We start from the raw sequence: 22,530 nt of genomic DNA, 5'->3' as shown, positions 1-22,530 counted from the left end.
GACGATGAAAGGTAAAATGCTGCTGCTTATCGGCCTGCTGTGCAGTCTGAACGCGCGCGCCGACGATCTGGCGACGCAAATCGAAAGCTTCATCCAAGGCAAGTTCAGCGGCGAACCGGTGCAGGTAAAAGTGCGGGTGCGCACGCCGCCGAACCAATGGCCCGCTTGCGAACTGCCGCAGCTGTCGCTGCCGCCCAACGCGCGGATCGGCGGCAACGTCAGCATTTCGGCGCGCTGTGGCCAGGAGCGGCGTTTTATCCAGACGCAGGTGCAGGTGTTCGGCCGCTATCTCGTTTCGGCGCGCGGCATCAACGCCGGCAGCCGGTTGACGGCGGCGGACCTGACGTTGAAAGAAGGTCGGCTCGATACCCTGCCGCCGCGCGCGCTGACCGAAGCGGGCAAAGCATTAGGCGCCGTCAGCCTGCGCAACATCAGCCCCGGCCAGCCGCTGACCCTCGCCATGCTGCGCCGGGCCTGGATTATCAAGGCCGGGCAACCGGTGCAGGTCAATGCACAGGGCGAAGGATTCAGCATTAGCGGCGCGGGCAAGGCGATGAACAACGCCGCCGCCGAAGACAGCGTGCGCGTGCGCATGGCGTCCGGGCAAATCGTCAGCGGCGTGGTCGGGGACGACGGCGCGATTCGCATTACGTTATAAAAAAGTAAAGGTTCCGCAAACCTTGCCGATAAGACAAATCAAGCAGCATTTTATTGGCCATCAGGGCCGCAACACTTTCATTGCAGCGTCGTCGCCCGAGTGCGGTCACGGCGTAAACGGAGATGGACCATGAGTATCGATCGCACCCAGCGGTTACAGCCGGTTTCCACTGTGCAACCGCGTGAAACCCCGGCCGACAACCCGCTCCAGCCGCGTAAGGCCGCCGTGGCCGAAACCGCCGTCAGCGGTACGCAGGTCAAACTGAGCGAGGCGCAGGCGCGCCTGATGCAGCCGGGCACCCAGGATATCGATATGGGCCGGGTCGAGGCCATCAAGCAGGCGATCCGCAACGGTGAACTGAAGATGGACGCCGGCAAAATCGCCGACGCACTGCTGCAAGACGCGCAGAGCGATGTTCAATGGATCGCCGGACGCGACTGACAACGCGGCGGCGGGTAGCGGTAAAGGATAAGTCATCACTATGGAAAAGCTGGCACAACTGCTGGACAAACTGTTGGAAACGCTGCAGGCGCTCAATGGCGTGCTGGAAGAAGAGCACGATCTGTTATGCTCCGGCCAGCTGCCGGGCGTGGCCTTGCAGCGCGTAACCGATGCCAAAAGCCAACTGCTGGCGACGGTCGCCTACCTCGAGCAACAGCGCCTGGGGCAGGAAAAAAACTGCGGGCAACGCGCGCCCTATGCCAGCCACGCCCCCCTGGCCGACCGTTGGCAGCGCGTTCAATTGCTCAGCCAAACGCTGCGCGAAAAGAACCAGCACAACGGCCTGCTGCTCAATCAGCAGATCGACCATAACGCTCAGGCGCTGGCCATCCTCAGCAAAAACAACAAATCGCTGTATGGCCCGGACGGCCAGTCGCACGCCGGCAGCCTGCTCGGCAGAAAAATCGGCGTCTGACCTGACTCATTTGCCCGGTGAGCCTATCACCGGGCATGCGTTAACCGGCTTCTGCGCATCCCGTCGCATTTTCTCCCTATCACTCTTTGAATTCACTTAAGACTTTGTGCCAGGCTGCGCATGGCGTGAATTTGGCTGTTTCTTTCCCTTTGGCCGCTTGTCACCCTGTGGTTATTTTTAAACCACTTGAAATATACCCTTAACGGGTATAGATTCGCAGGGAGAGCGAATGGCCGACATTTATCTCACCAAAACCTTTCAGGGTTTTGCCGCACGCGAGCGCATTAGCGACGCCACGATAGTGAAAGCGGCGCGAGAGATGCAACATCAGCTGTACGACGCCAATCTTGGCGGTTGCGTATACAAAAAGCGCATCGCTCGGGCTGGTGAGGGCAAACGTGGCGGCTATCGGGTACTGATCGTTTTTCGCGATGAAGACCGCCTGTTTTTTATGCGCGGCTTTGCCAAAAGCGAGAGAGAAAACATCAGTGCGGATGAGTTACAGGGATTGAAACATCTGGCTGCGCTGTATCTGGATTATTCGCCATTCAGACTCTACCAGCTGGTCAACAACAGGGAGTTACGGAGGCTAAGCGATGAGTAAAATTCTTGCCGAGATCCACCAGGAAGTTCAGGGCCTGCACCGCGCCGGTTTCGTCGACGACGTGACCATGCGCACTTTCGACATGCTGTGCCTGCGGCCGGTGAAGCAGTTCGGGCCGGCCGAGATCCGCGCGTTGCGCGAACGGGAAAACGTCAGTCAGCCGGTGTTTGCGCTGTATCTCAACGTCAGCAAAAAGGCGGTGCAGAAATGGGAGCGCGGCGAAGCGCAACCGAACTCCGCCGCGATGAAACTGCTGACGCTGGTGGAACGCAACGGCCTGCAAATTCTGGCCTGATCTTACTGATAATTGACGATCACCTGATTGCCAATCACTCGCAGCGGCGGATTCAGCCCGCCTTGCGACTGCACGTAATAGACAAAACGCAATTCCGCATTGGCCGGCTCGCCCTGCAGACCGATGCTGCTGCCGCTGCCGCCGCCGAGCGGAATGCAGCGGTTTACCGTGCAAAGCTGGGCCTGCAGCCCCACGGGCTCTGGCCCCAGCAAACGGTAGCGCCAGCTGACGCTGGTGATGCGCGCATTGGCATCCGGCAGCGCGTTCGGCGGCCGCAAACCGGCGGATTCATCGCGCATCCCGCCCTGTTCCAGCGTGACCCCCGCCCCTTCAGCCACCCAGGAGCCGGACACCGCGCCGGCGGCTAGCGGCGCCAGCAAACACAACAAGGACAGACAGCGTTTCATCAGGCGGCTCCAATGGTCGAGGTCATGCGAATCTGGCGATCGTCGTTGATCTCCAGGTTGGACAGCACCACGAGCTGCGGCAGGCTGCGACGCAGGAAGCGCGCCAGTAAAGGACGCAGCGCATGGTTAACCAACAGCACCGGCGGCGCGCTGAGCATCTCTTGCCGTTGCAGCGCCTGACGCGCCTGCTCCAGCAGACGGTCAGCCAGCCCCGGTTCCAGACCGCCTCCGCCCTGCAACGCCTGCAGCAACAGGCGCTCCAGCTGGGTATCCAAGCCGATAACCTGAATCTCGCCGTTGCCCGGGAACCACTGCTGCGTGATCGCCCGGCCCAGCGCCACCCGCACCACGGTGGTCAATTCGTAAGGATCGCTCTGCGCCGGGGCATGTTCCGCCAGCGTTTCGACGATGGTGCGCATATCGCGGATGGACACGCGCTCGGCGAGCAGATTTTGCAGCACCTTGTGCAGCGTCGTCAGTGACACTACGCCCGGCACGAAGTCTTCGGTCAGCTTCGGCATCTCCTGCGACACGCGATCCAACAGCTGTTGGGTCTCCTGGCGGCCGAACAGCTCGCTGGCGAACTGGCCAATCAGGTGATTGAGGTGCGTCGCCACCACGGTGCTGGCTTCCACCACGGTAAAGCCCTGGATTTGCGCCTGTTCGCGCAAGGCGCTGTCTATCCACACCGCTTCCAGTCCGAAGGCGGGATCGACGGTTTTGTCTCCCGCCAGCTCGCCCACGGCATTGCCGGGGTTGATCGCCAGCCAGCGGCCCGGCTGCGCTTCACCGCTGCCGATCTCGACGCCTTTCATCAGGATGCGATAGCTGGCTGGCGGCAGTTCCAGGTTGTCGCGAATGTGCACCACCGGCGGCAGATAACCCATGTCCTGGGCGAATTTCTTGCGGATCCCGCGGATACGCCCAAGCAGCTCGCCGTTCTGTTGAAAGTCGACCATCGGAATCAACCGGTAGCCCACTTCCATCCCCAGCGGATCTTCCAACTGCACGTCGGCCCAGCTGGCCTCGGCGGCCTGCGGATTCTCCGGCATCACCGGATCTTCCACCGTTTTCGGCGCCTGTTGTTCACGGCCGCGCAGCCACCAGGCTAGGCCCAGCAGAGCCGCGGTAAACAGCAGGAACACCAGGTTCGGCATGCCCGGCACCAGGCCCAGCAGGCCCAGCACCCCGGCACTCAGCAGCATCACGCGCGGATTGTTGAACAGCTGGCCCACCATCTGCTCGCCGACATCCTGATCGGTCGCGACGCGAGTGACGATGACACCGGCGGCGGTGGAGATCACCAATGCCGGGATCTGCGCCACCAGGCCGTCACCGATGGTCAGCAGCGTATAGCTTTCCGCCGCCGCCCCCAGTTCCATGCCGTGTTGCACCACGCCGACCAGCAGGCCACCGACCACGTTCAGCACCATGATCATCAGGCCGGCGATGGCGTCGCCGCGCACGAATTTACTGGCGCCGTCCATCGAGCCGTAAAAATCGGCCTCCTGGGTCACTTCGGCGCGGCGTTTCTTCGCTTCGTCTTCACCAATCAATCCGGCGTTCAAATCGGCGTCGATCGCCATTTGTTTGCCCGGCATGCCGTCCAGCACGAAGCGCGCGCCCACTTCGGCGATACGCCCTGCACCTTTGGTAATTACCATAAAGTTGATCAGCACCAGGATGATGAACACCACGATGCCGATGGCGAAGTTGCCGCCCACCAGGAAGTGGCCGAAGGCTTCCACCACTCGCCCGGCGGCGGCGGAACCTGTGTGGCCTTCCAGCAAGATGATGCGCGTCGAGGCGACGTTGAGCGACAAACGCAGCAATGTGGAGAACAGCAGGATGGTCGGGAAAGCGGCGAACTCGAGCGTACGCTGGGTGAACATCGCCACCAGCAGCACCATGATCGACAGCGCGATGTTGAAGGTAAACAGCAGGTCGAGGATAAACGCCGGCAGCGGCAACACCATCATCGACAAAATCAGCAGGATCAGCACCGGGCCGGCCAGCACCTGCCACTGCGTATCTTTAAAATTGCCCGGCAAACGAAGCAGGGAGGCCAAATTAGCCATCAGAGTCACTCTCTCTCGCAAAATCCAGTGCTTCCGGCACCGGTAAACGTTCAGGTTTTTTCGGGATCAGGCCGCCCTCGCGCCGCCAGCGGCGCAGTTGGTACACCCAGGCCAGCACTTCGGCGACCGCGGCATACAGGGTGGCCGGAATGTGTTGTCCAATCTCGCTGTGCCGATACAGCGCGCGCGCCAGCGGCGGCGCCTCCAGCATCGGAATGCGGTGCTCCGCGCCGAGCTCGCGAATGCGCAAGGCGATTTCGCCGGCCCCCTTGGCCAGCACCTTCGGCGCACTCATTTTCTTGTCGTTGTACTGCAACGCGACGGCGTAGTGCGTCGGGTTGGTGACGATCACGTCCGCCTTGGGCACATCGGCCATCATGCGGCGCCGGGCGATCGCCCGCTGCTGCTGGCGAATGCGCCCCTTGACGTGCGGGTCCCCTTCCTGATCCTTGAATTCGTCGCGAATATCCTGCTTGGTCATCTTCAGCTTTTTGAAGTGGCTCCACAGCTGGTAGAACACGTCAAACGCCACCATCGGCGTCAGCCCCAGCACCACCAGAAAACCGCAGAACAGGATCATCTGCAGCGCATTGCCCAGCGCATCGAGCGGCTGCTGGGTCATCAGATGCAGCATCGCCGCCCAGTTGTGCCACAGATAAAGACCGGTGACCCAGCCGACCAACGTCGCTTTGAGGATCCCTTTCAGCAGCTCGGCCAACACCTGGCTGGAAAAGATGCGTTTCAACCCGGACAGGGGGTTTAGCCGCTTCATATCGAACTTGATCGACTTGCCGCTGAACAAGATGCCCCCCAACAGCATTGGCGCGGCGAGCGCTACCAGCACCAGCCCCGCCATGATCGGCAGCAGCGCCAGCACCGCCTGACGCAGCAACATGCCCAGCTGGCGAAGCATCTGCTTGTCGTTACTGACCATGCCGTGGTCAAAGTTCAGCCCTTGCGTTAGCATCGCCGCCAGCTGTTGCGCCATGTTGCTGCCGGACATCAGGATGATCGCCAGGCCCGAGAGCAGCATCAGTACCGAGGTCAGCTCGCGGGAGCGCGGGATCTGGCCGTCTTCACGCGCCTTCTCCAGCCTGTGGGGCGTGGGGGCCTCGCTTTTTTCCAGATCGCTGTCTTCAGCCACGAAACGCCGTTCCTGTGTCGGGAGGGTAAAGAATGGCGGTCAGCATGCCAAAAAATTGGCGATGTCATTGGCGGAACAACGGGGAAAAAGGCGGGTTATTTAGGGGATGAGACGAAAACTGCGTGGCTTGTTGTCGGGGCGCGCCGTCGCGCGCCCCGAAAGGCCTCAGAAACCGAGGCTGTCGAGCAGATCGTCGACCTGCGCCTGGTTGGCGATCACGCCGACGCCGTTCTGGTCGAGCTGCGGACCGTTCAGCAGGCTGTCGTTCGGCCGTTTTTCCTTCACCGGCTGCTCCGGCATGTTTTCCATCAGCACCATCAGCAGCTGCTTTTCGATCTCCTGCACCACGTCCATCATGCGCTTGATCACCTGACCGGTCAGATCCTGGAAGTCCTGCGCCATCATGATTTCCAGCAGCTGAGCGTTGGTGAAGGCCGTATGGCCCGGCACCTGATCCAGATACTGACGCGTGTCGTTGACCAGAGAACGCGCGTCGTCCAGTTCGATGGGATTGGCGAACCACTCGTCCCAGCGTCCTTTCAACGCGTTGGCGCCGGACTCCAGCTCCGCCTGGCGCGGTTGCGCCGCCTCCACGCAGTTCAACGCCCGTTCCGCCGCCTGCGCCGTCATGGTTACGACATAGTCAAGACGGTCGCGCGCATCCGGGATCGCCTCTGCCGCCTGGGCAATCGCCTGATCGAGCCCCAGTTCGCGCATGCTGTCGCGCAGCATTCGGGTCAGTTGGCCGATGCGGGAGATGATCTCTCCCGCGGTCGCTGCATCGCTGGCAGGCATTGGAATGTCTCTCATCGCCCTCTCCTTACATGCCCAATTTTTCAAAAATCTTGTTGAGCTTTTCTTCCAGCGTCGCCGCCGTAAAAGGTTTCACTACATAACCGCTGGCGCCGGCCTGCGCCGCCGCGATGATATTTTCTTTCTTGGCTTCCGCCGTCACCATCAGTACCGGCATCGCGGCCAGCGCGCTATCGGCGCGGATGGTCTGCAACAGTTCGAGCCCGTCCATGTTCGGCATGTTCCAGTCGGACACCACGAAGTCGAAACCGCCGGCGCGCAGCTTGTTCAGCGCATCCGCGCCGTCTTCAGCTTCTTCGACGTTGTTGAAGCCCAGCTCTTTCAGCAAATTTCTGACGATGCGGCGCATGGTGGAGAAGTCGTCCACAACCAGAAATCTGAGGTTCTTGTCTGCCATTGTTACTCCTGAAATAGTTAACCGTTTAATGATGCAAAACCGCAGGCCGCCGCGCGGCGACCGTAGGTCATATCGCCGCCGGGCAAACCCTGCGGACTGAAATCAAATGCGCAATGCCTGGCCGCCGGAAATCTGCGCCAGCATGCGCTGGCTCATCCTGTCCAACTCGACCACTTCGCTGACGCCGCCGCCGGCGATCGCCTCGCGCGGCATGCCGAACACTACACAGCTCGCCTCGTTCTGCGCCAGGGTATAGGCCCCGGCGCGGTGCATCTCCAGCATCCCCGCCGCCCCGTCGTTCCCCATGCCGGTGAGGATCACCCCCACCGCATTGCGGCCGGCATATTGCGCTACCGAGCGGAACAGCACGTCGACCGACGGACGATGGCGGTTGACCGCCGGGCCGTCATGCAGCTTCACCTGATAGTTGGCGCCGCTGCGCGCCAGCTCCAGGTGGCGATCCCCCGGGGCGATGTAAGCGTGGCCCGGCAGTACGCGCTCGCCGTCCTCCGCTTCTTTCACCGTGATCTGGCACAGCTTGTTCAGCCGTTCGGCGAACGAACGGGTGAACCCCGGCGGCATGTGCTGGGTGATCAGCAGCGCCGGACTGGTAGCCGGCAGCGGCTGCAACACCTGGCGGATCGCTTCGGTGCCGCCGGTGGAAGCGCCGATGGCGATCAGTTTTTCACTGCTCAGCAGCGGCGCATGGCTGAGGATCGCCGGCGCCGGGCTGCTGGAACGCTGCGGCAGGCGCGCTCTGGCGGCGGTGCGGATCTTCTCGGCGATCAGTTCGCTGTAGGCCAACATGCCCTCGCGAATGCCGAGCTGCGGTTTGGTGACGAAATCCACCGCGCCCAGCTCCAGCGCTCGCAGCGTGATCTCCGAGCCTTTACCGGTCAGCGACGAAACCATCACTACCGGCATCGGCCGCAGGCGCATCAGCTTCTCGAGGAAATCCAGCCCGTCCATGCGTGGCATCTCGACGTCCAGCGTCAGCACCTGAGGATTAAATTTTTTGATCAGATCGCGCGCCACCAGCGGATCCGGCGCGGTCGCCACCATTTCCATGTCGGGGTGGCCGTTCACGATTTCCGTCATCAGCTGACGCATCAGTGCCGAATCGTCTACGCATAACACTCTGATTTTACTCATTACCTCTCCTTGGTCAGCCCATACACGGTCTGCCCACGCAAGTAGAAATCCCGGCTGATCTGGCTGAAGTTCTCGGAGTGGCCGGCGAACATCAGCCCCCCCGGCTTAAGCAAGGGAACGAAGCGGCGCAGGATGCGCTCCTGCGTCGCCTTATCGAAATAGATCATGACGTTGCGGCAAAAAATGGCGTCAAATTGCCCCGGCAGCGCCCATTCCGGCGCCAGCAGGTTCAACGGCTGGAAGTTCACCCGCGCCGCCAGTTCCGGCCGCACGCGCACCAGCCCCTGATGCGGCCCGGTGCCGCGCAGAAAATAGCGCTGCATTTGGGTCGGCGTCAGGGTGCGCAGATCTTCCTGGCGGTAAACGCCCGCTTCCGCTTTTTCCAACACCTGCGTGTCGATGTCGCTGGCCCAGACCTGGCAACTGCCGGCCCGCTGCCCCAGGGCATCGCTCAGCGTGATGGCGATCGAATACGGCTCTTCGCCGGTCGAGGCCGCAGTGCTCCAGACGCTGTAGCCGTTCGGCCGCGAGCGCGCATGCTCCGCCAGGATCGGGAAGTGATGCGCCTCGCGGAAAAATGCCGTCAGGTTGGTGGTCAATGCGTTGATGAACGCCTGCCACTCCGCGCTGTTCGGATCGCTTTCCAGCAGCGCCAGATAGTCGCCGAAATCGTGCAATCCCAGCAGCCGCAACCGGCGCACCAGGCGGTTGTAAACCATCTCGCGCTTATGCTCCGCCAGCACGATGCCGGCGCGTTGATAAATCAACTGGCTGATACGGCGAAAATGCACGTCCGACAGCGGCAGGCGCTGCACCATTTGCGTCAACATCGACGCAGTATCCCGGTTAGAAGTAGACGGCGCCTGTTTCATGCCGCCTCACCGGAGAAAAACGTGCTGTTTATGCGGTTTAACAATCTTGGGCTTCCTTTACCACGGGTGAAACTGCGTTGTTGCTGTTACCTGGCGCGACGACGTTATCGTCCGCCAGACGGAATACCGCGACCGCGTCGGCCAGGGTAATGGCCTGCTCTTCCAGCGCGGTGGCGGCAGAAGCGGACTCTTCCACCAGCGCGGCGTTCTGCTGGGTAACCTGGTCCATCTGGGTCACCGCCTGCGTCACCTGTTCGATGCCGCGGCTTTGTTCATCCGAAGCCGACGCGATCTCGCCCATGATGTCGGTCACGCGAGTTACCGAACGCACAATGTCCTGCATGGTGGCGCCGGAGTTTTCCACCAGCACCGAGCCGTGTTTGACGCGACTGACCGATTCGTCGATCAGCACCTTGATCTCTTTCGCCGCCTGCGCGCTGCGGCTCGCCAGGTTGCGCACTTCACCGGCGACCACGGCGAAACCCCGCCCCTGTTCGCCGGCGCGCGCCGCTTCCACCGCCGCATTGAGCGCCAGAATGTTGGTCTGGAAGGCGATGCCGTCGATCACGCTGGTGATGGCGCCGATTTTCTGCGAACTGTTGGCGATATCGTGCATGGTGGTGACCACGTCACCGGCCAGTTCGCCGCCCTTGGCTGCGGTGGCCGAGGCGTCACGCGCCAGCTGAGACGCCTGCCGCGCATTGTCGGCGTTCTGTTTCACCGTCGCGGTCAGCTGTTCCATGCTGGCGGCGGTTTCTTCCAGCGACGCGGCCTGCTGCTCGGTGCGGGAAGAGAGATCGTTGTTGCCTTCGGCGATCTCCTGCAGACCGATCAGAATCGACTCCGCCCCGTCGCGCACCGCGCCGACGGTGCCGATCAGCGACTGCTGCGTGCGTTGCAGGCTGGCGAACAGCATGCTGATTTCATTGCGGCCGTACACCTGAATCGGCGTCGCCAGATCGCCGGCGGCGATGCGTTCAAAGTGGCTGCGGATTTGGTTCAGCGGCTGTATCAGCATGGTGCGCAACCACCACATGGCGCTGCCGGTCACCACGATCAGCATCAATACCGCCCCCGCCAGCATCAGGCCCGCCAGCGTGAAGGAGAACTGATTAGCGTCTCTGGCCTCGCTGATGTCACCGTTCACCAACTGCAGGTACTGCACGAAGTCGGCCTCGAACAGGTCCTGGGTTTTCTGCGTCGGCTGATCCATAAACGCCTGCAGCTCGCCCTTTTCCAGGAAGCCGATCAGCTCGCGCAGCGCGCCGCGCAGCCGCTCGTAGCTGGCCTTGGTGGTGGCCGTCTGCTGGTTCTGCTGTTCACTGCTGCGTTCAACCGCCATAAACTGATTGAAATAGAGATCGGCCTTCTGCAGCGAACTGCGGGCGTTGCTCATCAGCTCGTTCACCTGCTCCTGCGGCAGTTTCAGCGCCGCGCGGGTGCCGGCGCGGTTCAGCGTATTGCGCGCCTGCAACAGCGACACCCAGCTCAGGCTAAGCGAATCGCGCTGCTGGCTGCCGAGGGTGATGATGTCGAGGTTGTGGTTATCGGAGCGAAACGCGGAATACGACAGGCCGCTGCTGGCCAACTGCAGAACGCAGAAGGTCATCAACAACAGGAATAAGCTGGTAGAGATACGGATTCGGTTAAACACTTGAACCTCCTTGCAGCCGGCCGGCGACCGGCCTACGTAGGGAAAAGGGCCTCTGCGAGAGAGGCCCGATACCGGTCAGAACGTTTCCCAGTTATCCTGCAGATCGCTGGCGTTCATTTTCTTATGATTGATTACCGGTGTTACCGTCGCCTTGCTGGTGACAGGCGCTTTAAATTCTTCCTGGCCTTCCTGCCTCAGACGGAATACCGCTACCGACTGGGTCAGCATGCTGGCCTGTTCTTCCAGCGCCGCCGCCGCCGAGGCGGATTCTTCCACCAACGAGGCGTTCTGCTGGGTGACGCGGTCCATTTCCGCCACCGCCTGGCCAACCTGATCGATGCCGCGGCTCTGCTCGTCCGACGCCGAGGCGATTTCGCCCATGATGTCGGTCACGCGGGTGACGGCGTTGACGATGTCGCCCATGGTTTCCCCGGCGCTCTCGACCAGCACGGAACCCATATCGACGCGGCTGACCGAATCTTCGATCAGGCCTTTGATCTCTTTCGCCGCCTGTGCGCTGCGCTGCGCCAGGTTACGCACTTCACCGGCCACCACCGCGAAGCCACGGCCCTGTTCGCCGGCGCGCGCCGCTTCCACCGCGGCGTTCAGCGCCAGGATGTTGGTCTGGAAGGCGATGCCGTCGATCACGCCGGTGATATCGGCGATCTTCTGCGAGCTGCCGGCGATGTCATGCATGGTCTGCACCACGTTAGCCACGACCTTGCCGCCTTTCTGCGCGGTTTCAGAGGCGCTCAGCGCCAGTTGCGAAGCCTGACGCGCGTTTTCGGCGTTCTGTTTCACCGTCGCGGTCAGCTGTTCCATGCTGGCGGCGGTCTCTTCCAGCGACGCGGCCTGCTGTTCGGTGCGGGAAGAGAGATCGTTGTTGCCCGCGGCGATTTCGGACGCGCCGCTGTAGATGGCGTCTGCGCCCTGGCGCACGCCGCTGACGGTTTCAATCAGTTCGCCTTGCATGTGTTTCAGGCTGGCCGCCAGCACGCCCATTTCGTTGCGGCTGTTGACGACGATCTGCTGAGTCAGGTCGCCGGCGGCGATCTGTTTGATGTGCTCGATCATGCGGTTCAGCGGGCGTACCAGGATGTGATGGATACCAGTCCAGACCAGTACGATCACCGCCAGCACCACCACCAGGATCACGATCAGCGTCCAGATGGCCGAGTTGTAGGAGCTGTTGCTGCCGTCGACCGCGATTTGGTACAGCTTGCCGTTTTGCTCCAGGTAAACGTTGTAGCTCTGCTCAAAGTTATCCTGGTAACTCTGCGTAGGTTGATCGAAGAACGCGTTGATTTTGCCTTCGCCCAGCAGTTGGATCAGTTCGGAGAGCGCGCCGTACAGCACATCGTACTGATGCTTGAGGCGTTCCGCCGCCTGAGGATCCTGACGCGGGTCCTGAGGGATTTTCTCGTACGCGGCGTAGTGTCTTTCCGCTTCGCCCAGCTCTTCCTTCGCCTTGGCCAGCAGTTCATCAATGGTGGCGCCGCTGCCGATCTTGTTGGTATCCATCATGTAGCGAATACCGGCACGGTTCAGGGAGTTGCGCGCCTGCAGCAGGTCAACGCGGCTTTCGCTCAGCTGCAGCTGCTGCTGACGAATAGTTTGCAGGACGGTAAAGTTTTCCTTATCGCTTTTCAGCGAGGAGAAAAAGAGTCCGCCCGAAATCAACTGCAAGGCGCCAAACAGCACCAACACCAGCAACAGGCTGGTGACCACCTTCATACGATTTAACATGATTTCCCTTGTTGAAGCCCGCGCAGACAGGCTCTGATGACGTTGAATGTGAGAGTTATCGGCGCAGCGCGGCAAAACTTTATGCGGGAAAGTAACTATTTTTAGTGGGGGTTCCGGGCGCGGCGGACGGCATCGCGACAGGTCAGGGAACATGAAGGTTGAAGGGGGCAGCGCCCTGCCCCCTTGAGTCTTGGATCAGACGCTTTTCGCCACGCTGTCGACCAGCGACATCTCTTCGCTGCTCAGCAGCTTTTCGATATCCACCAGGATCAACATGCGCTCGCCCAGCGAACCGAGGCCGGTGAGGTATTCGGTCGCCAGGGTCACCGCGAACTCCGGCGCAGGACGGATCTGCTCGGCGGTCAATGACAGCACGTCGGAGACGCCGTCAACCACGATGCCCACCACGCGCTGGCCAAAGTTCAACACGATCACCACGGTGTTCTCATCGTAGGAAACGCTCTGCTGGGAGAATTTCACCCGCAGATCGATGATGGGAACAATCACGCCGCGCAGGTTTGTGACGCCCTTGATGAACGCCGGGGTGTTGGCGATGCGGGTCACCTGATCGTAGCCGCGAATTTCCTGCACCTTGAGGATGTCGATGCCGTACTCCTCGTTGCCCAGGGTAAAAATCAGAAACTCTTGCCCTACCGTTTCGCCAGCCAATTTGCTGACGGCTGCCAATCCTGCCATATCATTCACCTTTTAAATCAATAAACTCATTATTATGCGGCGGCGTCCGTCAGACGCTTTTCACGGTTCAAGGTTTGCAACGCCGAGACATCGACGATCAAGGCCACGCTGCCGTCGCCCAAAATGGTCGCGGCGGAAATGCCCGGCACTTTGCGGTAGTTGCTTTCCAGATTCTTCACCACCACCTGATGCTGGCCAATCAGCTGATCCACCAGCAACGCATAGCGGCGGCCGGCGCTTTGCAGGATCACCACAATGCCCTGGGTGGCGTCGGTTTTGGCGCCTTCCACTTCGAATACCCGATACAGTTCCACCAGCGGCAGGTATTCGCCGCGCACCTGCAGCACGCGTTCGCCGCCGGCCAGCGGGTGCAAGTCTTCCGCCTGCGGCTGCAGCGATTCCATCACCGCGTTCAGCGGCAGAATAAAGACTTCGTCGTTCACTTTGACCGACATGCCGTCGAGGATCGCCAGCGTCAACGGCAGCAGAATGCGGATGGTGGTGCCTTTACCGGCCTGCGAACGGATCTCGACGTGGCCGCCCATCTCCTGAATATTTCTTTTCACCACGTCCATGCCGACGCCGCGGCCGGAAACGTCGGTCACCTGCTCGGCGGTGGAGAAGCCCGGCGCGAAGATCAGCATGCCGACCTCTTCGTCGCTCATGCTGTCGCTCACCGCCAGCCCTTGCGAAGCGGCCTTGGCGAGAATTTTTTCGCGGTTCAGACCGGCGCCGTCGTCGATGACCTCAATACAGATGTTGCCACCCTGGTGTTCGGCCGACAGCACCAGATTGCCCACCGCCGATTTACCGGCGGCGATGCGGGTGGCCGGCTCTTCGATACCGTGATCGAGGCTGTTGCGCACCAGGTGCGTCAACGGGTCGATAATCCGTTCGATCAGGCTCTTGTCCAGTTCGGTCGAGCTGCCCTGCAGCGTCAGCTCCACCTGTTTGTTCAGCTTGCCGGCCAGATCGCGCACCAGACGCGGGTAGCGGCTGAAGACGTATTCCATCGGCATCATGCGGATCGACATCACCGACTCCTGCAGATCGCGTGCGTTACGCTCCAGCTGGCTCATGCTGTTCAGCAGATCGCCGTGGTTCACCGGATCCAGCGTGCCGGAACGTTGCGCCAGCATCGACTGGGTGATCACCAGCTCGCCCACCAGGTTGATCAGCTGATCCACCTTTTCCACCGCTACGCGAATGCTGGTAGATTCGCTCGCCTTGGCGCGTGCTTTCGGCGCTTCGGCCGCTGCGGCCGCAGGTTTGGCGGCAGGCAGCGCAGCGCTGGCGACCGGCGCCGGTTCCGGCGCAGCGACCGTCTCCGGCAAGTTCGCCTCCGCGACGGCCGGCGCGCTTTGCGTCGGCGTCGAGAAGCTGATTTGTTCCGGTTCCAGCACGAAGCACAGCACGGCGCTGATGTCGTCTTCGCTGGCGGAGGTGAGCAACGTCACGTCCAGGCTGTGTTCCGTCTGATGCGGGTCTTTAACTTCGCCGAGGTTGCCCAGCTCTTCCAACATCAAGGGGATTTCACTGGCTTTCAGCCCGTTCAGGCTGATGCGCATGCCGCCTTCGATCGCCGCCGGCGCGGCCGATGGCTGAGCGACCGGCTGCTGAACGGCGGGTTGAGCCGCAGGCGCCTCCTGCTGCTGTTGCGCTTCCAACGCCAGATGACGCAGCGCCTGGCAAATGTATTCAAAGCTTTCAGCGTCAGGCTGTTGCGAGGTTTTATAGGCGTCCAGTTGCTCCTGCATAATGTCTTTGGTTTCCAGAAACAGGTTGATAATCTCGGTGCTCAGGCTCATTTCCTGGCGTCTTGCACCGTCCAGCAGGTTCTCCAGCAGATGGGTGGTTTCCTGCAGCACCGAAAAACCAAAGGTCGCCGCGCCGCCCTTGATCGAATGCGCCGCGCGGAAGATGGCGTTCAACGGCTCGATATCGGGGGCCAGCGGATCCAGCTCCAGCAGGTGTTGCTCCATGTCGGCCAGCAACTCGTCCGCCTCATCAAAGAAGGTCTGATAAAAATCGCTAATGTCCATGCTCACGGGGTCACCTCTGGCTGTGAGTCGCGGTTAGTCGGTGCGGGTGCGGCCGCCGGTGGTTCCGGCGCCTGGTCGGCCGGGGCTATCGCCGGGGACGCCTGCGGTGGAGCGTTCGGCGTTGGCGCCGCGGGTTCCGGGGCTGTCGTCGAGGATTCCGGCGTTTGGCTGGCCGGCGCGGTCGCCGACGGCGCCAGCTGCTTCAGGCTGTCCGGCTGGGCAATATCCAGCGCGTTGCTTTCGGCATTTTCGTGCTCGATGCCCTCTTGCGTTTGCTTGTTCAACACCAGTACGGTGATGCGGCGGTTAATCGCATCATCGGCGCCATGCTGTTTCAGGCTCATGGTGGCCGCCATGCCTACCACCCGCAGCACTTTGCCTTCCGCCAGGCCGCCGGCGATCAGCTCGCGACGCGACGCGTTGGCGCGATCGGCCGACAGTTCCCAGTTGCTGTAGCCGCGTTCGCCGGTGGCGTAAGGGATGTCATCGGTGTGGCCGGACAGGCTGATTTTGTTCGGCAAGTCGTTAAGGATCGGCGCTATCGCGCGCAGAATATCGCGCATGTAGCTCTCGACCTGCGCGCTGCCGGTTTTGAACATCGGCCGGTTCTGGCTATCGATAATCTGGATGCGCAGCCCTTCGTCCATCATGTTGATCAACAGATGTGGACGCAGCGCCTTCAGGCGCGGATCGGACTCAATCAACTCATCCAGCTTTTCGCGCAGCTTGTTCAGGCGCAGCTCTTCGGCGCGCGAGTCCGGCGAATCGACCTGTTTTTTCACCAGGCCATGCTGTTGCGTTGGATCGTCGCCGCCGCCAGGAATGGGGCTGCTTTCGGAACTGCTCTTGTCGCCGCTGGTCAGGGCAACCTTGAGCGGCGTGCGGAAGTATTCGGCGATTTGCGTCAGCTCCTGCGGGCTGGCGATCGCCAGCAGCCACATCACCAGGAAGAACGCCATCATCGCCGTCATAAAGTCGGCATAAGCGATCTTCCAGGAGCCGCCGTGATGGGCGGCATGATGCGACTTGCGCTTTCTGACCAAAACGACCGGATGATTCTGTTTCATGCTTCTTCTTCTTCCGTCGCCTGCTGCGCCGGCGCTTTCACGCGGCGCACGTGTTCTTCCAGCTCAACGAAAGAAGGACGTTCGGTGGTATACAGCGTTTTACGGCCGAACTCGACCGCGATCTGCGGCGCGTAACCGTTCAGGCTCGACAACAGCGTGACTTTGATGCACTGCATCATCTTGACGTTTTCGGCGCTCTTCTGACGCAGCAACGTCGCCAGCGGCGAGATGAAGCCGTAGGCCAGCAAAATGCCGAGGAAAGTACCGACCATGGCGTTAGCGATCAGCGCGCCCAGTTCAGCGGCCGGACGGTCAGCCGAAGCCAGGGCGTGCACCACCCCCATCACCGCCGCGACGATGCCGAACGCCGGCAAGGAGTCGCCCACCATCGCCAGACTGCCGGCGGGCACTTCGCTTTCCTGCTCGTAGGTTTCGATCTCTTCGTCCATCAGCGCTTCGATCTCGAACGCATTCATATTGCCGCTCACCATCAGCCGTAAATAGTCGGTAATGAACTCCACCAGGGTGTTATCGGCAAGGATGCGCGGATAATTAGAGAAAATTTCACTTTCTTGCGGATTATCGATATCGAACTCGAGCGACAGCATGCCCTGCTGACGCGATTTGGCCAGCAGACGGAACAGCAACGCCATCAGATCCATATACAGATCTTTGTTGTATTTGGAACGGCGCATCAGGCGCGGCAGGGCGCGCAGCGTCGCTTTGATCGCCTTGCCGTTGTTGCCGACGATGAAAGCGCCGACCCCCGCCCCGCCGATAATCAGAAACTCCGCCGGCTGATATAACGCACCGAGATGACCGCCCACGATCAGGTAGCCGCCAAACACCGCACCCAATACCACGAGATAACCCAAAATAACTAGCACACGCATTCCTTAAATTAACAATGTGGATGGAAGGTGGGGCAAACGCGCCCTAGCGCGACAGACCAGGCTGCATGTCTGGGGGCGGCATGCCGCCCCTGCGTATCACACGTCGGTATTCATTGCCGAGAGCCGGCAACGTGGCGGCTCAAATGGCGCGTTTGACCTGCTCGTCCAGCAGTTGAGGAATAATATCGGCCAGTTGCGGCGAAAGTTTACGTCTTTTTACGGCGCGGGATGGGGGTTGGCATAAACTGCAGATGAAACCGTTCAGCGGCTGGTGCGCGTGGGTGATAAATGCGCCGCCGCAGCAGCTGCAAGCGGAGAGCTGCAACATGCCGCTGTCGACGAAGCGCACCAGCGTCCAGGCGCGGGTCAACGCCAGCAACGGCGCCTCGCCGGCCTGCTGCGGGCACTGCTCCAGGTAGAGGCGATAGGCTTTGATCACCGCTTCCACCCCGCTGCACTGTCCGCTTTTCATCAGAAACAGGTAGGCGTTATAAAACATCGAGGAATGAATATTCTGTTCCCAAGTCATAAACCAGTCGGTTGAGAACGGCAACATTCCTTTTGGCGGCGGGCTGCCGCGCAACTCCTTGTAAAGTTTAATCAAGCGCCCGCGGCTGAGCTGGGTTTCACTCTCCAGCATCTGCAAACGGGCCCCCAGCGAAATCAGCTCCATGGCGAGCTGAATGTCCTTGGCTTCTTGAACAATGCTTTTCTCAACCATCATCAGGCTCTTTTCTTCGTCGGGCTAGCGTCTTTACTCGATAGCTCTTGCAGTAAATGGCTTGATAGCAAAATGCCGGTATGGATTTGTTGCAGATCGTCGACGCGCGACTCTTTGGTCAGGCGTTCGATGGTCTGGTGATCGTTAAAGCGGAAGTGGCAAACCAGCTGGTTGGTCTCGGCCAGTTTGACCATTTGCGGCAAAGTCAGCTGCGCCAACGCATCGGCCATGGTCTCATCAATACCAAGGCGGAACATCGCGGACGCTTTTTCATCGTTGATCAAACGCTGTGCTAAAAGTAAATATGACAAATTGATGTCATAAATATGCTTAAGTAATTCAGACGTACCCATATTCCCCATCCCGACAGACTATGTTTAAAAACATACGCTGGGTGATAAATTTTATCGCCCGTGACCTGGGTTGTTTCCCAAAGTTGGCAAATTAATCTCTCAAAAACGACTGCTATAATTTTCGCCAATCGCTAAATTCGACCACTGTTCAGTATTTGCTACGAGCGTAAACCAACGTGTATGGATGTACAGCATTCTGCTTCGATAGTGTTTAGTCACCATGAAACTATTTTTACAAATTTAATAAGATTATTCCTAAAGCAGCGCAACTCTACCCCCGAACCATTAGCACACACAATGTAAGTGAGAGGCAATTTTAAATACAATGTGACATAGATCACAAAAATAAAAAATAATTAAGCCAAATACCCCTAAATTCGCACATTTTATGACCCGCATTTTGCTCATAAAATCGCCTTAGGTAAAAAAACGTCTTAAAAACAATGTTTATCAGCCAAAAAATTATCTTTTTTAGATCAATTCGAACAAAACCATCACCAAACCAAAATAACAGAACAAAAATCTGCATATAGGCAACAATCTTAGTATAAATAACCATTTGAGCCGCTAAAAAATATCCCAGGTGAAAAATAACCAATGTAAACTATAAGGTTATTAGCTATCGGATTTGACTTAAACCCTCCGCAGAGGGTTGTTCTAATTTTCAACATCAGGTGATTATGGCTTATCAATGATTCGCTGGCGTAGTGAACAAGCCAATAGACGTAACGATATGTTTCCGTATTAGCGCGGCGCAAGAATGGTTTTTTAACGTTAAATTATCCCAAAACGACATATCGGCAGCACATCCTAAAGCTTTAGCGTTTTTTTATTTCTTTTTTGCCGGCGCATTAATTACCACGCCGTTCCAGACGTTATTAAAATTCCCGCGCCCCATCGGTTCATTGCAATAAAATAAAACGCAGTTTTGTTTTACTTGCCATAATCGCGCAGGCCAAACAGGCGTAGTTTCAATGCCGACAGCGGCAACATACATCGCCTCGTGCTGCGACCGCCCTGCGGACAGGTGAAAAAAACGCCGCCAAAGGAGAGCGAGCGCGGCTTCGCGCGCTTGCATGCAGCGAAACGTCGACGCTTAAGCTTCTCGTTCGTGACGCATCGCCCTGAGACTTTCCCTATTTCTTCATTTATCAGCAGGATGAGATTGCTGATGGCGCACTTGCATATTATGATTTATCCCAGCGCCGCCACGGGCGGCGTCACATTATTACCCAGTGCAATTTATTCACTTGAAATGATTTTTGTCAGGTCGTACATCGCTGCCTCGACGGCGTCGCCGTGAGCCGCTATGTGTTATTCACCCGGCTTTAACTATTAACAGGCTATATTTTAATCATGACCGATACGCTCGAATATCTGCTGACATTCCGTAAATGCTCCTCTTTGGACAGCCTGGAGAAGGTGTACGACAAACTGAACTATTCCATTGAAAACGATACAGAAATGAGCAATATGTACCGTGCTGCCGACCACCGTCGCGCCGAGCTGGTTGCCGGTAAATTGTTCGATCTGGGCAAGGTGCCGAAAACGCTGTGGGCGCAGGTGCTTTAATTCAGTGAAATTACGTGCGGCAACGGTTTTATCTTTTATTGCTATATAACCGGAGCAAACTCAGCTTTTATTGCCGCGCGTGATGCGAAACACATTTATTCCCCCCGCCAGGTTCTACCCTTTATCCGAGCGCAGCATTTCATCCAAGGCCCCGACGCGGCAGCCTGAAACACGACGGATGCAACAAGGAGTGGAATATGGGGTATCAAAACGTTCTGGTTACCGTCGCCGTCGCGCCTGACAGCCATCGCCTGGTGGAAAAGGCCGTCTCTATCGTCCGCCCCTACGGCGGCAACATCACCCTGTTAAGCACCCTCGCCAATCCGGAAATGTACAATAATTTCGCCGGGCCGATGCTGGCCGATTTGCGCACGCTGATGGAAGAGGAAACCCGGCTGTTTATGGAGGAACTGCGCCAACGCGCCGGCTACCCGATCGCCGATACCCTTATCGTGCATGGCGAGCTTGGCGACAGCCTGGAATACGCCAGCCGGCATCAGCCGTTCGACCTGCTGCTCTGCGGCAATCATCGCGACGGCATGATGAATAAGGTCTCCTGTTCCGCCGCCCGCTTTATCAATATCAGCCATATCGACGTGCTGATCGTTCCGCTCTAAGGCTAAGCACATTCGGTAACGTTGCCTTGCCGCCCCTGGACTAGGCTTAACGAATCTTGTTTGTCGCAACGCAAAGGAGCTTTCGATGTCCCCTTCTCAACAGAACCGCCGCTTCCTGCTGGCTTCGCGTCCGCACGGCGAACCGACGGCGGCGAACTTCCGTCTCGACACGGTCGCCGTGCCACAACCCGAGGCCGGCCAGCTGCTGCTGCGCACCGTATATCTGTCGCTGGATCCTTATATGCGCGGGCGCATGAGCGATGCCCCCTCCTACGCGCCGCCGGTGGAGATCGGTCAGGTCATGGTGGGCGGCACGGTATCGCGCGTGGCGGCTTCACAGCATCCCGATTTCAACGTCGGCGATTGGGTGTTGGGTTATGACGGCTGGCAGGATTACGCCCTGTCTGACGGCAGCGGCCTGCGCAACCTCGGCCCGCACCTGCCGCACCCTTCCCGCCTGCTCGGCGTGCTGGGTATGCCGGGATTTACCGCTTACATGGGGCTGCTCGACATCGGCCAACCGCAGGCGGGTGAAACGCTGGTGGTGGCCGCCGCCAGTGGTGCGGTCGGTTCGGTGGTCGGCCAAATCGGGAAGCTAAAAGGCTGCCGCGTCGTCGGCATCGCCGGCGGTGCGGACAAATGCCGCTATGTGGTGGAAGAGTTGGGTTTCGACGCCTGTATCGATCACCGTGCCCCCGACTTTGCCGAACAGCTGGCCGCCGCCTGTCCGCAGGGCATCGACATCTATTATGAGAACGTCGGCGGCGCCGTATTCGACGCCGTGTTGCCGCTGTTGAACGCCAAAGCGCGCATTCCGGTCTGCGGCATCATCGCCCATTACAATGCCACCGAGTTACCCGCCGGGCCGGACCGCTTACCGTTGCTGGAAGGGCTGATCTTACGTAAACGTATCCGCATGCAGGGCTTTATCATCTTCGACGATTACGGTTCACGCTTTGATGAATTCCTGCAACAGATGAGCAGTTGGGTCGAGCAAGGAAAGATCAAGTTCCGCGAGGACATCGTCGATGGACTGGAGCAGGCGCCGCAGGCCTTTATCGGCCTGCTGCAGGGCAAAAACTTCGGCAAATTGGTGATCCGCGTCGCTGACGAATAACGCGCATCAGGGCGTGGCGCGCCACGCCCTGCTTGTCAATGCACGGCACCGTCGCCGAATTGCACATCCTCCTCTACCGTGAGCGTCACCTGCACGAGAGTGCGCACCGCTTCCACCATCGTCGCCAGCGCCATACTCGGCTTGCCCGGATGCGCCGCCGCCAGTTCATGGCTGTACGGAATGTGCACGAATCCGCCCCTGGCCCGCGAATGCCGCGTCTCCAGATAGTGACGCAGACCATAAAAAATATGGTTGCAGTTATAGGTGCCCGCCGTGTAAGAAACGCCCGCCGGGATCCCCTGCCGGCGCAGTTGCTGCACCGCGGCCTTGACGGGCAGCGTACTGAAATAGCCCACCGGCCCGCCGGCAACCACCGGCACGTCAATCGGCTGTTTACCGGCATTGTCGGGAATGCGGGCATCGATCAAATTGATGGCTACCCGTTCCAGGGATATTTCGGCTCGGCCGCCGGCCAGCCCCAGACAGATCACCGCCAGCGGCTGCAATGCCTCAATCGCCGCGATCAGCTGCTGGTTGGCCACGCCCAATACGCACGGCAACTCGAGCACCGCGATCTCCGCGCCGGCGATACGCTCTCCGGCCAATGCCTGCGCGACCTGCCAGGAAGGGTTCACCGCGTCACCCTCGAACGGCTCAATGCCGGTGATTAACACTTTGTTCATCATTTCCCCTGATTGAAGGCTAAATTCGTGTGC

Annotated in this window: 25 protein-coding genes; 8 read left to right on the top strand and 17 right to left on the bottom strand. The window is 59.5% G+C overall.

The features are described 5' to 3' along the window. The first annotated feature begins 4 nt into the window (after positions 1-4). The 5 genes from flgA (at position 5) to ACJ8J1_RS04720 (ending at position 2,473) form a co-directional block, all read left to right on the top strand. Positions 5-658 carry a flagellar basal body P-ring formation chaperone FlgA gene (gene flgA, locus ACJ8J1_RS04740; RefSeq protein ID WP_033643527.1) on the top strand — a complete coding sequence of 218 codons (654 nt, stop codon included), beginning with the start codon at positions 5-7 and terminating at the stop codon, positions 656-658. Positions 659-787: 129 nt separating this feature from the next. Beyond that, the gene (gene flgM / locus ACJ8J1_RS04735) at positions 788-1,099 is read left to right on the top strand and encodes a flagellar biosynthesis anti-sigma factor FlgM (protein WP_004934832.1); all 312 of its coding nucleotides are present in this window, start codon (positions 788-790) and stop codon (positions 1,097-1,099) included. Positions 1,100-1,139: 40 nt separating this feature from the next. Next, positions 1,140-1,574: a flagella synthesis protein FlgN gene (locus tag ACJ8J1_RS04730; protein ID WP_033643528.1), complete on the top strand. Its 435-nt coding sequence runs from the start codon at positions 1,140-1,142 to the stop codon at positions 1,572-1,574. Between the two features lie 229 nt (positions 1,575-1,803). Next, entirely contained in the window at positions 1,804-2,178 is a 375-nt protein-coding gene (locus ACJ8J1_RS04725; protein ID WP_033643529.1) for a type II toxin-antitoxin system RelE/ParE family toxin, read from the top strand. Beyond that, positions 2,171-2,473: a helix-turn-helix domain-containing protein gene (locus tag ACJ8J1_RS04720; protein WP_015378258.1), complete on the top strand. Its 303-nt coding sequence runs from the start codon at positions 2,171-2,173 to the stop codon at positions 2,471-2,473. The genes ACJ8J1_RS04725 and ACJ8J1_RS04720 overlap by 8 nt, the downstream gene beginning before the upstream one ends. 2 nt (positions 2,474-2,475) lie before the next feature. Here ACJ8J1_RS04720 and ACJ8J1_RS04715 read toward each other — a convergent pair whose 3' ends face one another. The 16 genes from ACJ8J1_RS04715 to ACJ8J1_RS04640 all read right to left on the bottom strand — a co-directional run bounded on the left by ACJ8J1_RS04715 (position 2,476) and on the right by ACJ8J1_RS04640 (position 19,586). Next, positions 2,476-2,880, bottom strand: a complete 405-nt coding sequence (locus ACJ8J1_RS04715) for a flagellar protein FlhE (RefSeq protein WP_033643530.1) — start codon at positions 2,878-2,880, stop codon at positions 2,476-2,478. Beyond that, positions 2,880-4,958 carry a flagellar biosynthesis protein FlhA gene (flhA, locus tag ACJ8J1_RS04710; RefSeq protein ID WP_033643531.1) on the bottom strand — a complete coding sequence of 693 codons (2,079 nt, stop codon included), beginning with the start codon at positions 4,956-4,958 and terminating at the stop codon, positions 2,880-2,882. The genes ACJ8J1_RS04715 and flhA overlap by 1 nt, the downstream gene beginning before the upstream one ends. Further along, a complete protein-coding gene (gene flhB / locus ACJ8J1_RS04705; protein ID WP_033640021.1) occupies positions 4,951-6,102 on the bottom strand; it encodes a flagellar biosynthesis protein FlhB in 1,152 nt (383 codons plus the stop codon). Before flhB ends, flhA begins: the two co-directional genes overlap by 8 nt. Before the next feature lie 165 nt (positions 6,103-6,267). Continuing rightward, a complete protein-coding gene (gene cheZ / locus ACJ8J1_RS04700; protein ID WP_004934858.1) occupies positions 6,268-6,912 on the bottom strand; it encodes a protein phosphatase CheZ in 645 nt (214 codons plus the stop codon). Positions 6,913-6,922: 10 nt separating this feature from the next. Next, positions 6,923-7,312 carry a chemotaxis response regulator CheY gene (gene cheY / locus ACJ8J1_RS04695; protein WP_004934862.1) on the bottom strand — a complete coding sequence of 130 codons (390 nt, stop codon included), beginning with the start codon at positions 7,310-7,312 and terminating at the stop codon, positions 6,923-6,925. A 102-nt stretch (positions 7,313-7,414) separates the two neighbouring features. Beyond that, a complete protein-coding gene (locus ACJ8J1_RS04690; RefSeq protein ID WP_033643532.1) occupies positions 7,415-8,464 on the bottom strand; it encodes a protein-glutamate methylesterase/protein-glutamine glutaminase in 1,050 nt (349 codons plus the stop codon). Beyond that, complete coding sequence (gene cheR, locus ACJ8J1_RS04685; protein WP_025159837.1) at positions 8,464-9,336, bottom strand: protein-glutamate O-methyltransferase CheR; 873 nt, start codon at positions 9,334-9,336, stop codon at positions 8,464-8,466. Before cheR ends, ACJ8J1_RS04690 begins: the two co-directional genes overlap by 1 nt. A gap of 37 nt (positions 9,337-9,373) precedes the next feature. Then, positions 9,374-10,990, bottom strand: coding sequence for a methyl-accepting chemotaxis protein (locus ACJ8J1_RS04680; RefSeq protein ID WP_033643533.1), 1,617 nt, complete (start codon positions 10,988-10,990; stop codon positions 9,374-9,376). Positions 10,991-11,065: 75 nt separating this feature from the next. Further along, positions 11,066-12,736, bottom strand: coding sequence for a methyl-accepting chemotaxis protein (gene tsr / locus ACJ8J1_RS04675; RefSeq protein WP_033643534.1), 1,671 nt, complete (start codon positions 12,734-12,736; stop codon positions 11,066-11,068). 195 nt (positions 12,737-12,931) lie between these two features. After that, positions 12,932-13,432, bottom strand: a complete 501-nt coding sequence (cheW, locus tag ACJ8J1_RS04670; RefSeq protein WP_025303271.1) for a chemotaxis protein CheW — start codon at positions 13,430-13,432, stop codon at positions 12,932-12,934. 32 nt (positions 13,433-13,464) lie between these two features. Further along, positions 13,465-15,480 carry a chemotaxis protein CheA gene (cheA, locus tag ACJ8J1_RS04665; RefSeq protein WP_442520327.1) on the bottom strand — a complete coding sequence of 672 codons (2,016 nt, stop codon included), beginning with the start codon at positions 15,478-15,480 and terminating at the stop codon, positions 13,465-13,467. Further along, on the bottom strand, positions 15,477-16,541 hold the full coding sequence (gene motB / locus ACJ8J1_RS04660; protein WP_033643536.1) for a flagellar motor protein MotB: 1,065 nt from the start codon (positions 16,539-16,541) through the stop codon (positions 15,477-15,479). The genes cheA and motB overlap by 4 nt, the downstream gene beginning before the upstream one ends. Beyond that, the gene (motA, locus tag ACJ8J1_RS04655; protein WP_015378266.1) at positions 16,538-17,428 is read right to left on the bottom strand and encodes a flagellar motor stator protein MotA; all 891 of its coding nucleotides are present in this window, start codon (positions 17,426-17,428) and stop codon (positions 16,538-16,540) included. Before motA ends, motB begins: the two co-directional genes overlap by 4 nt. A gap of 145 nt (positions 17,429-17,573) precedes the next feature. Continuing rightward, the gene (gene flhC / locus ACJ8J1_RS04650; protein ID WP_016927281.1) at positions 17,574-18,158 is read right to left on the bottom strand and encodes a flagellar transcriptional regulator FlhC; all 585 of its coding nucleotides are present in this window, start codon (positions 18,156-18,158) and stop codon (positions 17,574-17,576) included. After that, complete coding sequence (flhD, locus tag ACJ8J1_RS04645) at positions 18,158-18,508, bottom strand: flagellar transcriptional regulator FlhD (RefSeq protein ID WP_033643537.1); 351 nt, start codon at positions 18,506-18,508, stop codon at positions 18,158-18,160. The genes flhC and flhD overlap by 1 nt, the downstream gene beginning before the upstream one ends. Positions 18,509-19,337: 829 nt before the next feature. Beyond that, positions 19,338-19,586 (bottom strand): hypothetical protein, encoded by a 249-nt coding sequence (locus tag ACJ8J1_RS04640; protein ID WP_142075675.1) that lies wholly within the window; start codon positions 19,584-19,586, stop codon positions 19,338-19,340. A 278-nt stretch (positions 19,587-19,864) separates the two neighbouring features. Between ACJ8J1_RS04640 and ydgT the strand changes: the two genes are divergently transcribed. The 3 genes from ydgT to ACJ8J1_RS04625 all read left to right on the top strand — a co-directional run bounded on the left by ydgT (position 19,865) and on the right by ACJ8J1_RS04625 (position 21,814). Next, on the top strand, positions 19,865-20,080 hold the full coding sequence (gene ydgT, locus ACJ8J1_RS04635; protein WP_004934895.1) for a transcription modulator YdgT: 216 nt from the start codon (positions 19,865-19,867) through the stop codon (positions 20,078-20,080). Positions 20,081-20,277: 197 nt separating this feature from the next. Beyond that, positions 20,278-20,697, top strand: a complete 420-nt coding sequence (gene uspC, locus ACJ8J1_RS04630) for a universal stress protein UspC (RefSeq protein ID WP_033643538.1) — start codon at positions 20,278-20,280, stop codon at positions 20,695-20,697. Positions 20,698-20,782: 85 nt separating this feature from the next. Continuing rightward, on the top strand, positions 20,783-21,814 hold the full coding sequence (locus tag ACJ8J1_RS04625; RefSeq protein WP_033643539.1) for an NADP-dependent oxidoreductase: 1,032 nt from the start codon (positions 20,783-20,785) through the stop codon (positions 21,812-21,814). A gap of 35 nt (positions 21,815-21,849) precedes the next feature. Here the strand turns inward: ACJ8J1_RS04625 and pcp are convergent, their stop codons facing one another. Then, positions 21,850-22,497 carry a pyroglutamyl-peptidase I gene (gene pcp / locus ACJ8J1_RS04620; protein ID WP_033644303.1) on the bottom strand — a complete coding sequence of 216 codons (648 nt, stop codon included), beginning with the start codon at positions 22,495-22,497 and terminating at the stop codon, positions 21,850-21,852. Positions 22,498-22,530 lie beyond the last annotated feature (33 nt).

Source organism: Serratia sp. CY37869, from assembly GCF_052168895.1.
GTDB lineage: Bacteria > Pseudomonadota > Gammaproteobacteria > Enterobacterales > Enterobacteriaceae > Serratia > Serratia ureilytica.
This window is presented reverse-complemented; position numbering and strand designations above follow the sequence as displayed.

Excerpts from the sequence above, each read along its gene's own strand:
- ACJ8J1_RS04725 (WP_033643529.1), top strand. The coding sequence starts at position 1,804 with ATGGCCGACATTTATCTCACCAAAACCTTTCAGGGTTTTGCCGCACGC.
- ACJ8J1_RS04730 (WP_033643528.1), top strand. The coding sequence starts at position 1,140 with ATGGAAAAGCTGGCACAACTGCTGGACAAACTGTTGGAAACGCTGCAG.
- flgA (WP_033643527.1), top strand. The coding sequence starts at position 5 with ATGAAAGGTAAAATGCTGCTGCTTATCGGCCTGCTGTGCAGTCTGAAC.
- ACJ8J1_RS04720 (WP_015378258.1), top strand. The coding sequence starts at position 2,171 with ATGAGTAAAATTCTTGCCGAGATCCACCAGGAAGTTCAGGGCCTGCAC.
- tsr (WP_033643534.1), bottom strand. The coding sequence starts at position 12,736 with ATGTTAAATCGTATGAAGGTGGTCACCAGCCTGTTGCTGGTGTTGGTG.
- ACJ8J1_RS04715 (WP_033643530.1), bottom strand. The coding sequence starts at position 2,880 with ATGAAACGCTGTCTGTCCTTGTTGTGTTTGCTGGCGCCGCTAGCCGCC.
- uspC (WP_033643538.1), top strand. The coding sequence starts at position 20,278 with ATGGGGTATCAAAACGTTCTGGTTACCGTCGCCGTCGCGCCTGACAGC.
- flhD (WP_033643537.1), bottom strand. The coding sequence starts at position 18,508 with ATGGGTACGTCTGAATTACTTAAGCATATTTATGACATCAATTTGTCA.
- cheY (WP_004934862.1), bottom strand. The coding sequence starts at position 7,312 with ATGGCAGACAAGAACCTCAGATTTCTGGTTGTGGACGACTTCTCCACC.
- pcp (WP_033644303.1), bottom strand. The coding sequence starts at position 22,497 with ATGAACAAAGTGTTAATCACCGGCATTGAGCCGTTCGAGGGTGACGCG.
- flgM (WP_004934832.1), top strand. The coding sequence starts at position 788 with ATGAGTATCGATCGCACCCAGCGGTTACAGCCGGTTTCCACTGTGCAA.
- flhC (WP_016927281.1), bottom strand. The coding sequence starts at position 18,158 with ATGATGGTTGAGAAAAGCATTGTTCAAGAAGCCAAGGACATTCAGCTC.
- cheW (WP_025303271.1), bottom strand. The coding sequence starts at position 13,432 with ATGGCAGGATTGGCAGCCGTCAGCAAATTGGCTGGCGAAACGGTAGGG.
- ydgT (WP_004934895.1), top strand. The coding sequence starts at position 19,865 with ATGACCGATACGCTCGAATATCTGCTGACATTCCGTAAATGCTCCTCT.
- ACJ8J1_RS04690 (WP_033643532.1), bottom strand. The coding sequence starts at position 8,464 with ATGAGTAAAATCAGAGTGTTATGCGTAGACGATTCGGCACTGATGCGT.
- cheR (WP_025159837.1), bottom strand. The coding sequence starts at position 9,336 with ATGAAACAGGCGCCGTCTACTTCTAACCGGGATACTGCGTCGATGTTG.
- ACJ8J1_RS04640 (WP_142075675.1), bottom strand. The coding sequence starts at position 19,586 with ATGCAAGCGCGCGAAGCCGCGCTCGCTCTCCTTTGGCGGCGTTTTTTT.
- flhA (WP_033643531.1), bottom strand. The coding sequence starts at position 4,958 with ATGGCTAATTTGGCCTCCCTGCTTCGTTTGCCGGGCAATTTTAAAGAT.
- cheZ (WP_004934858.1), bottom strand. The coding sequence starts at position 6,912 with ATGAGAGACATTCCAATGCCTGCCAGCGATGCAGCGACCGCGGGAGAG.
- ACJ8J1_RS04625 (WP_033643539.1), top strand. The coding sequence starts at position 20,783 with ATGTCCCCTTCTCAACAGAACCGCCGCTTCCTGCTGGCTTCGCGTCCG.
- motB (WP_033643536.1), bottom strand. The coding sequence starts at position 16,541 with ATGAAACAGAATCATCCGGTCGTTTTGGTCAGAAAGCGCAAGTCGCAT.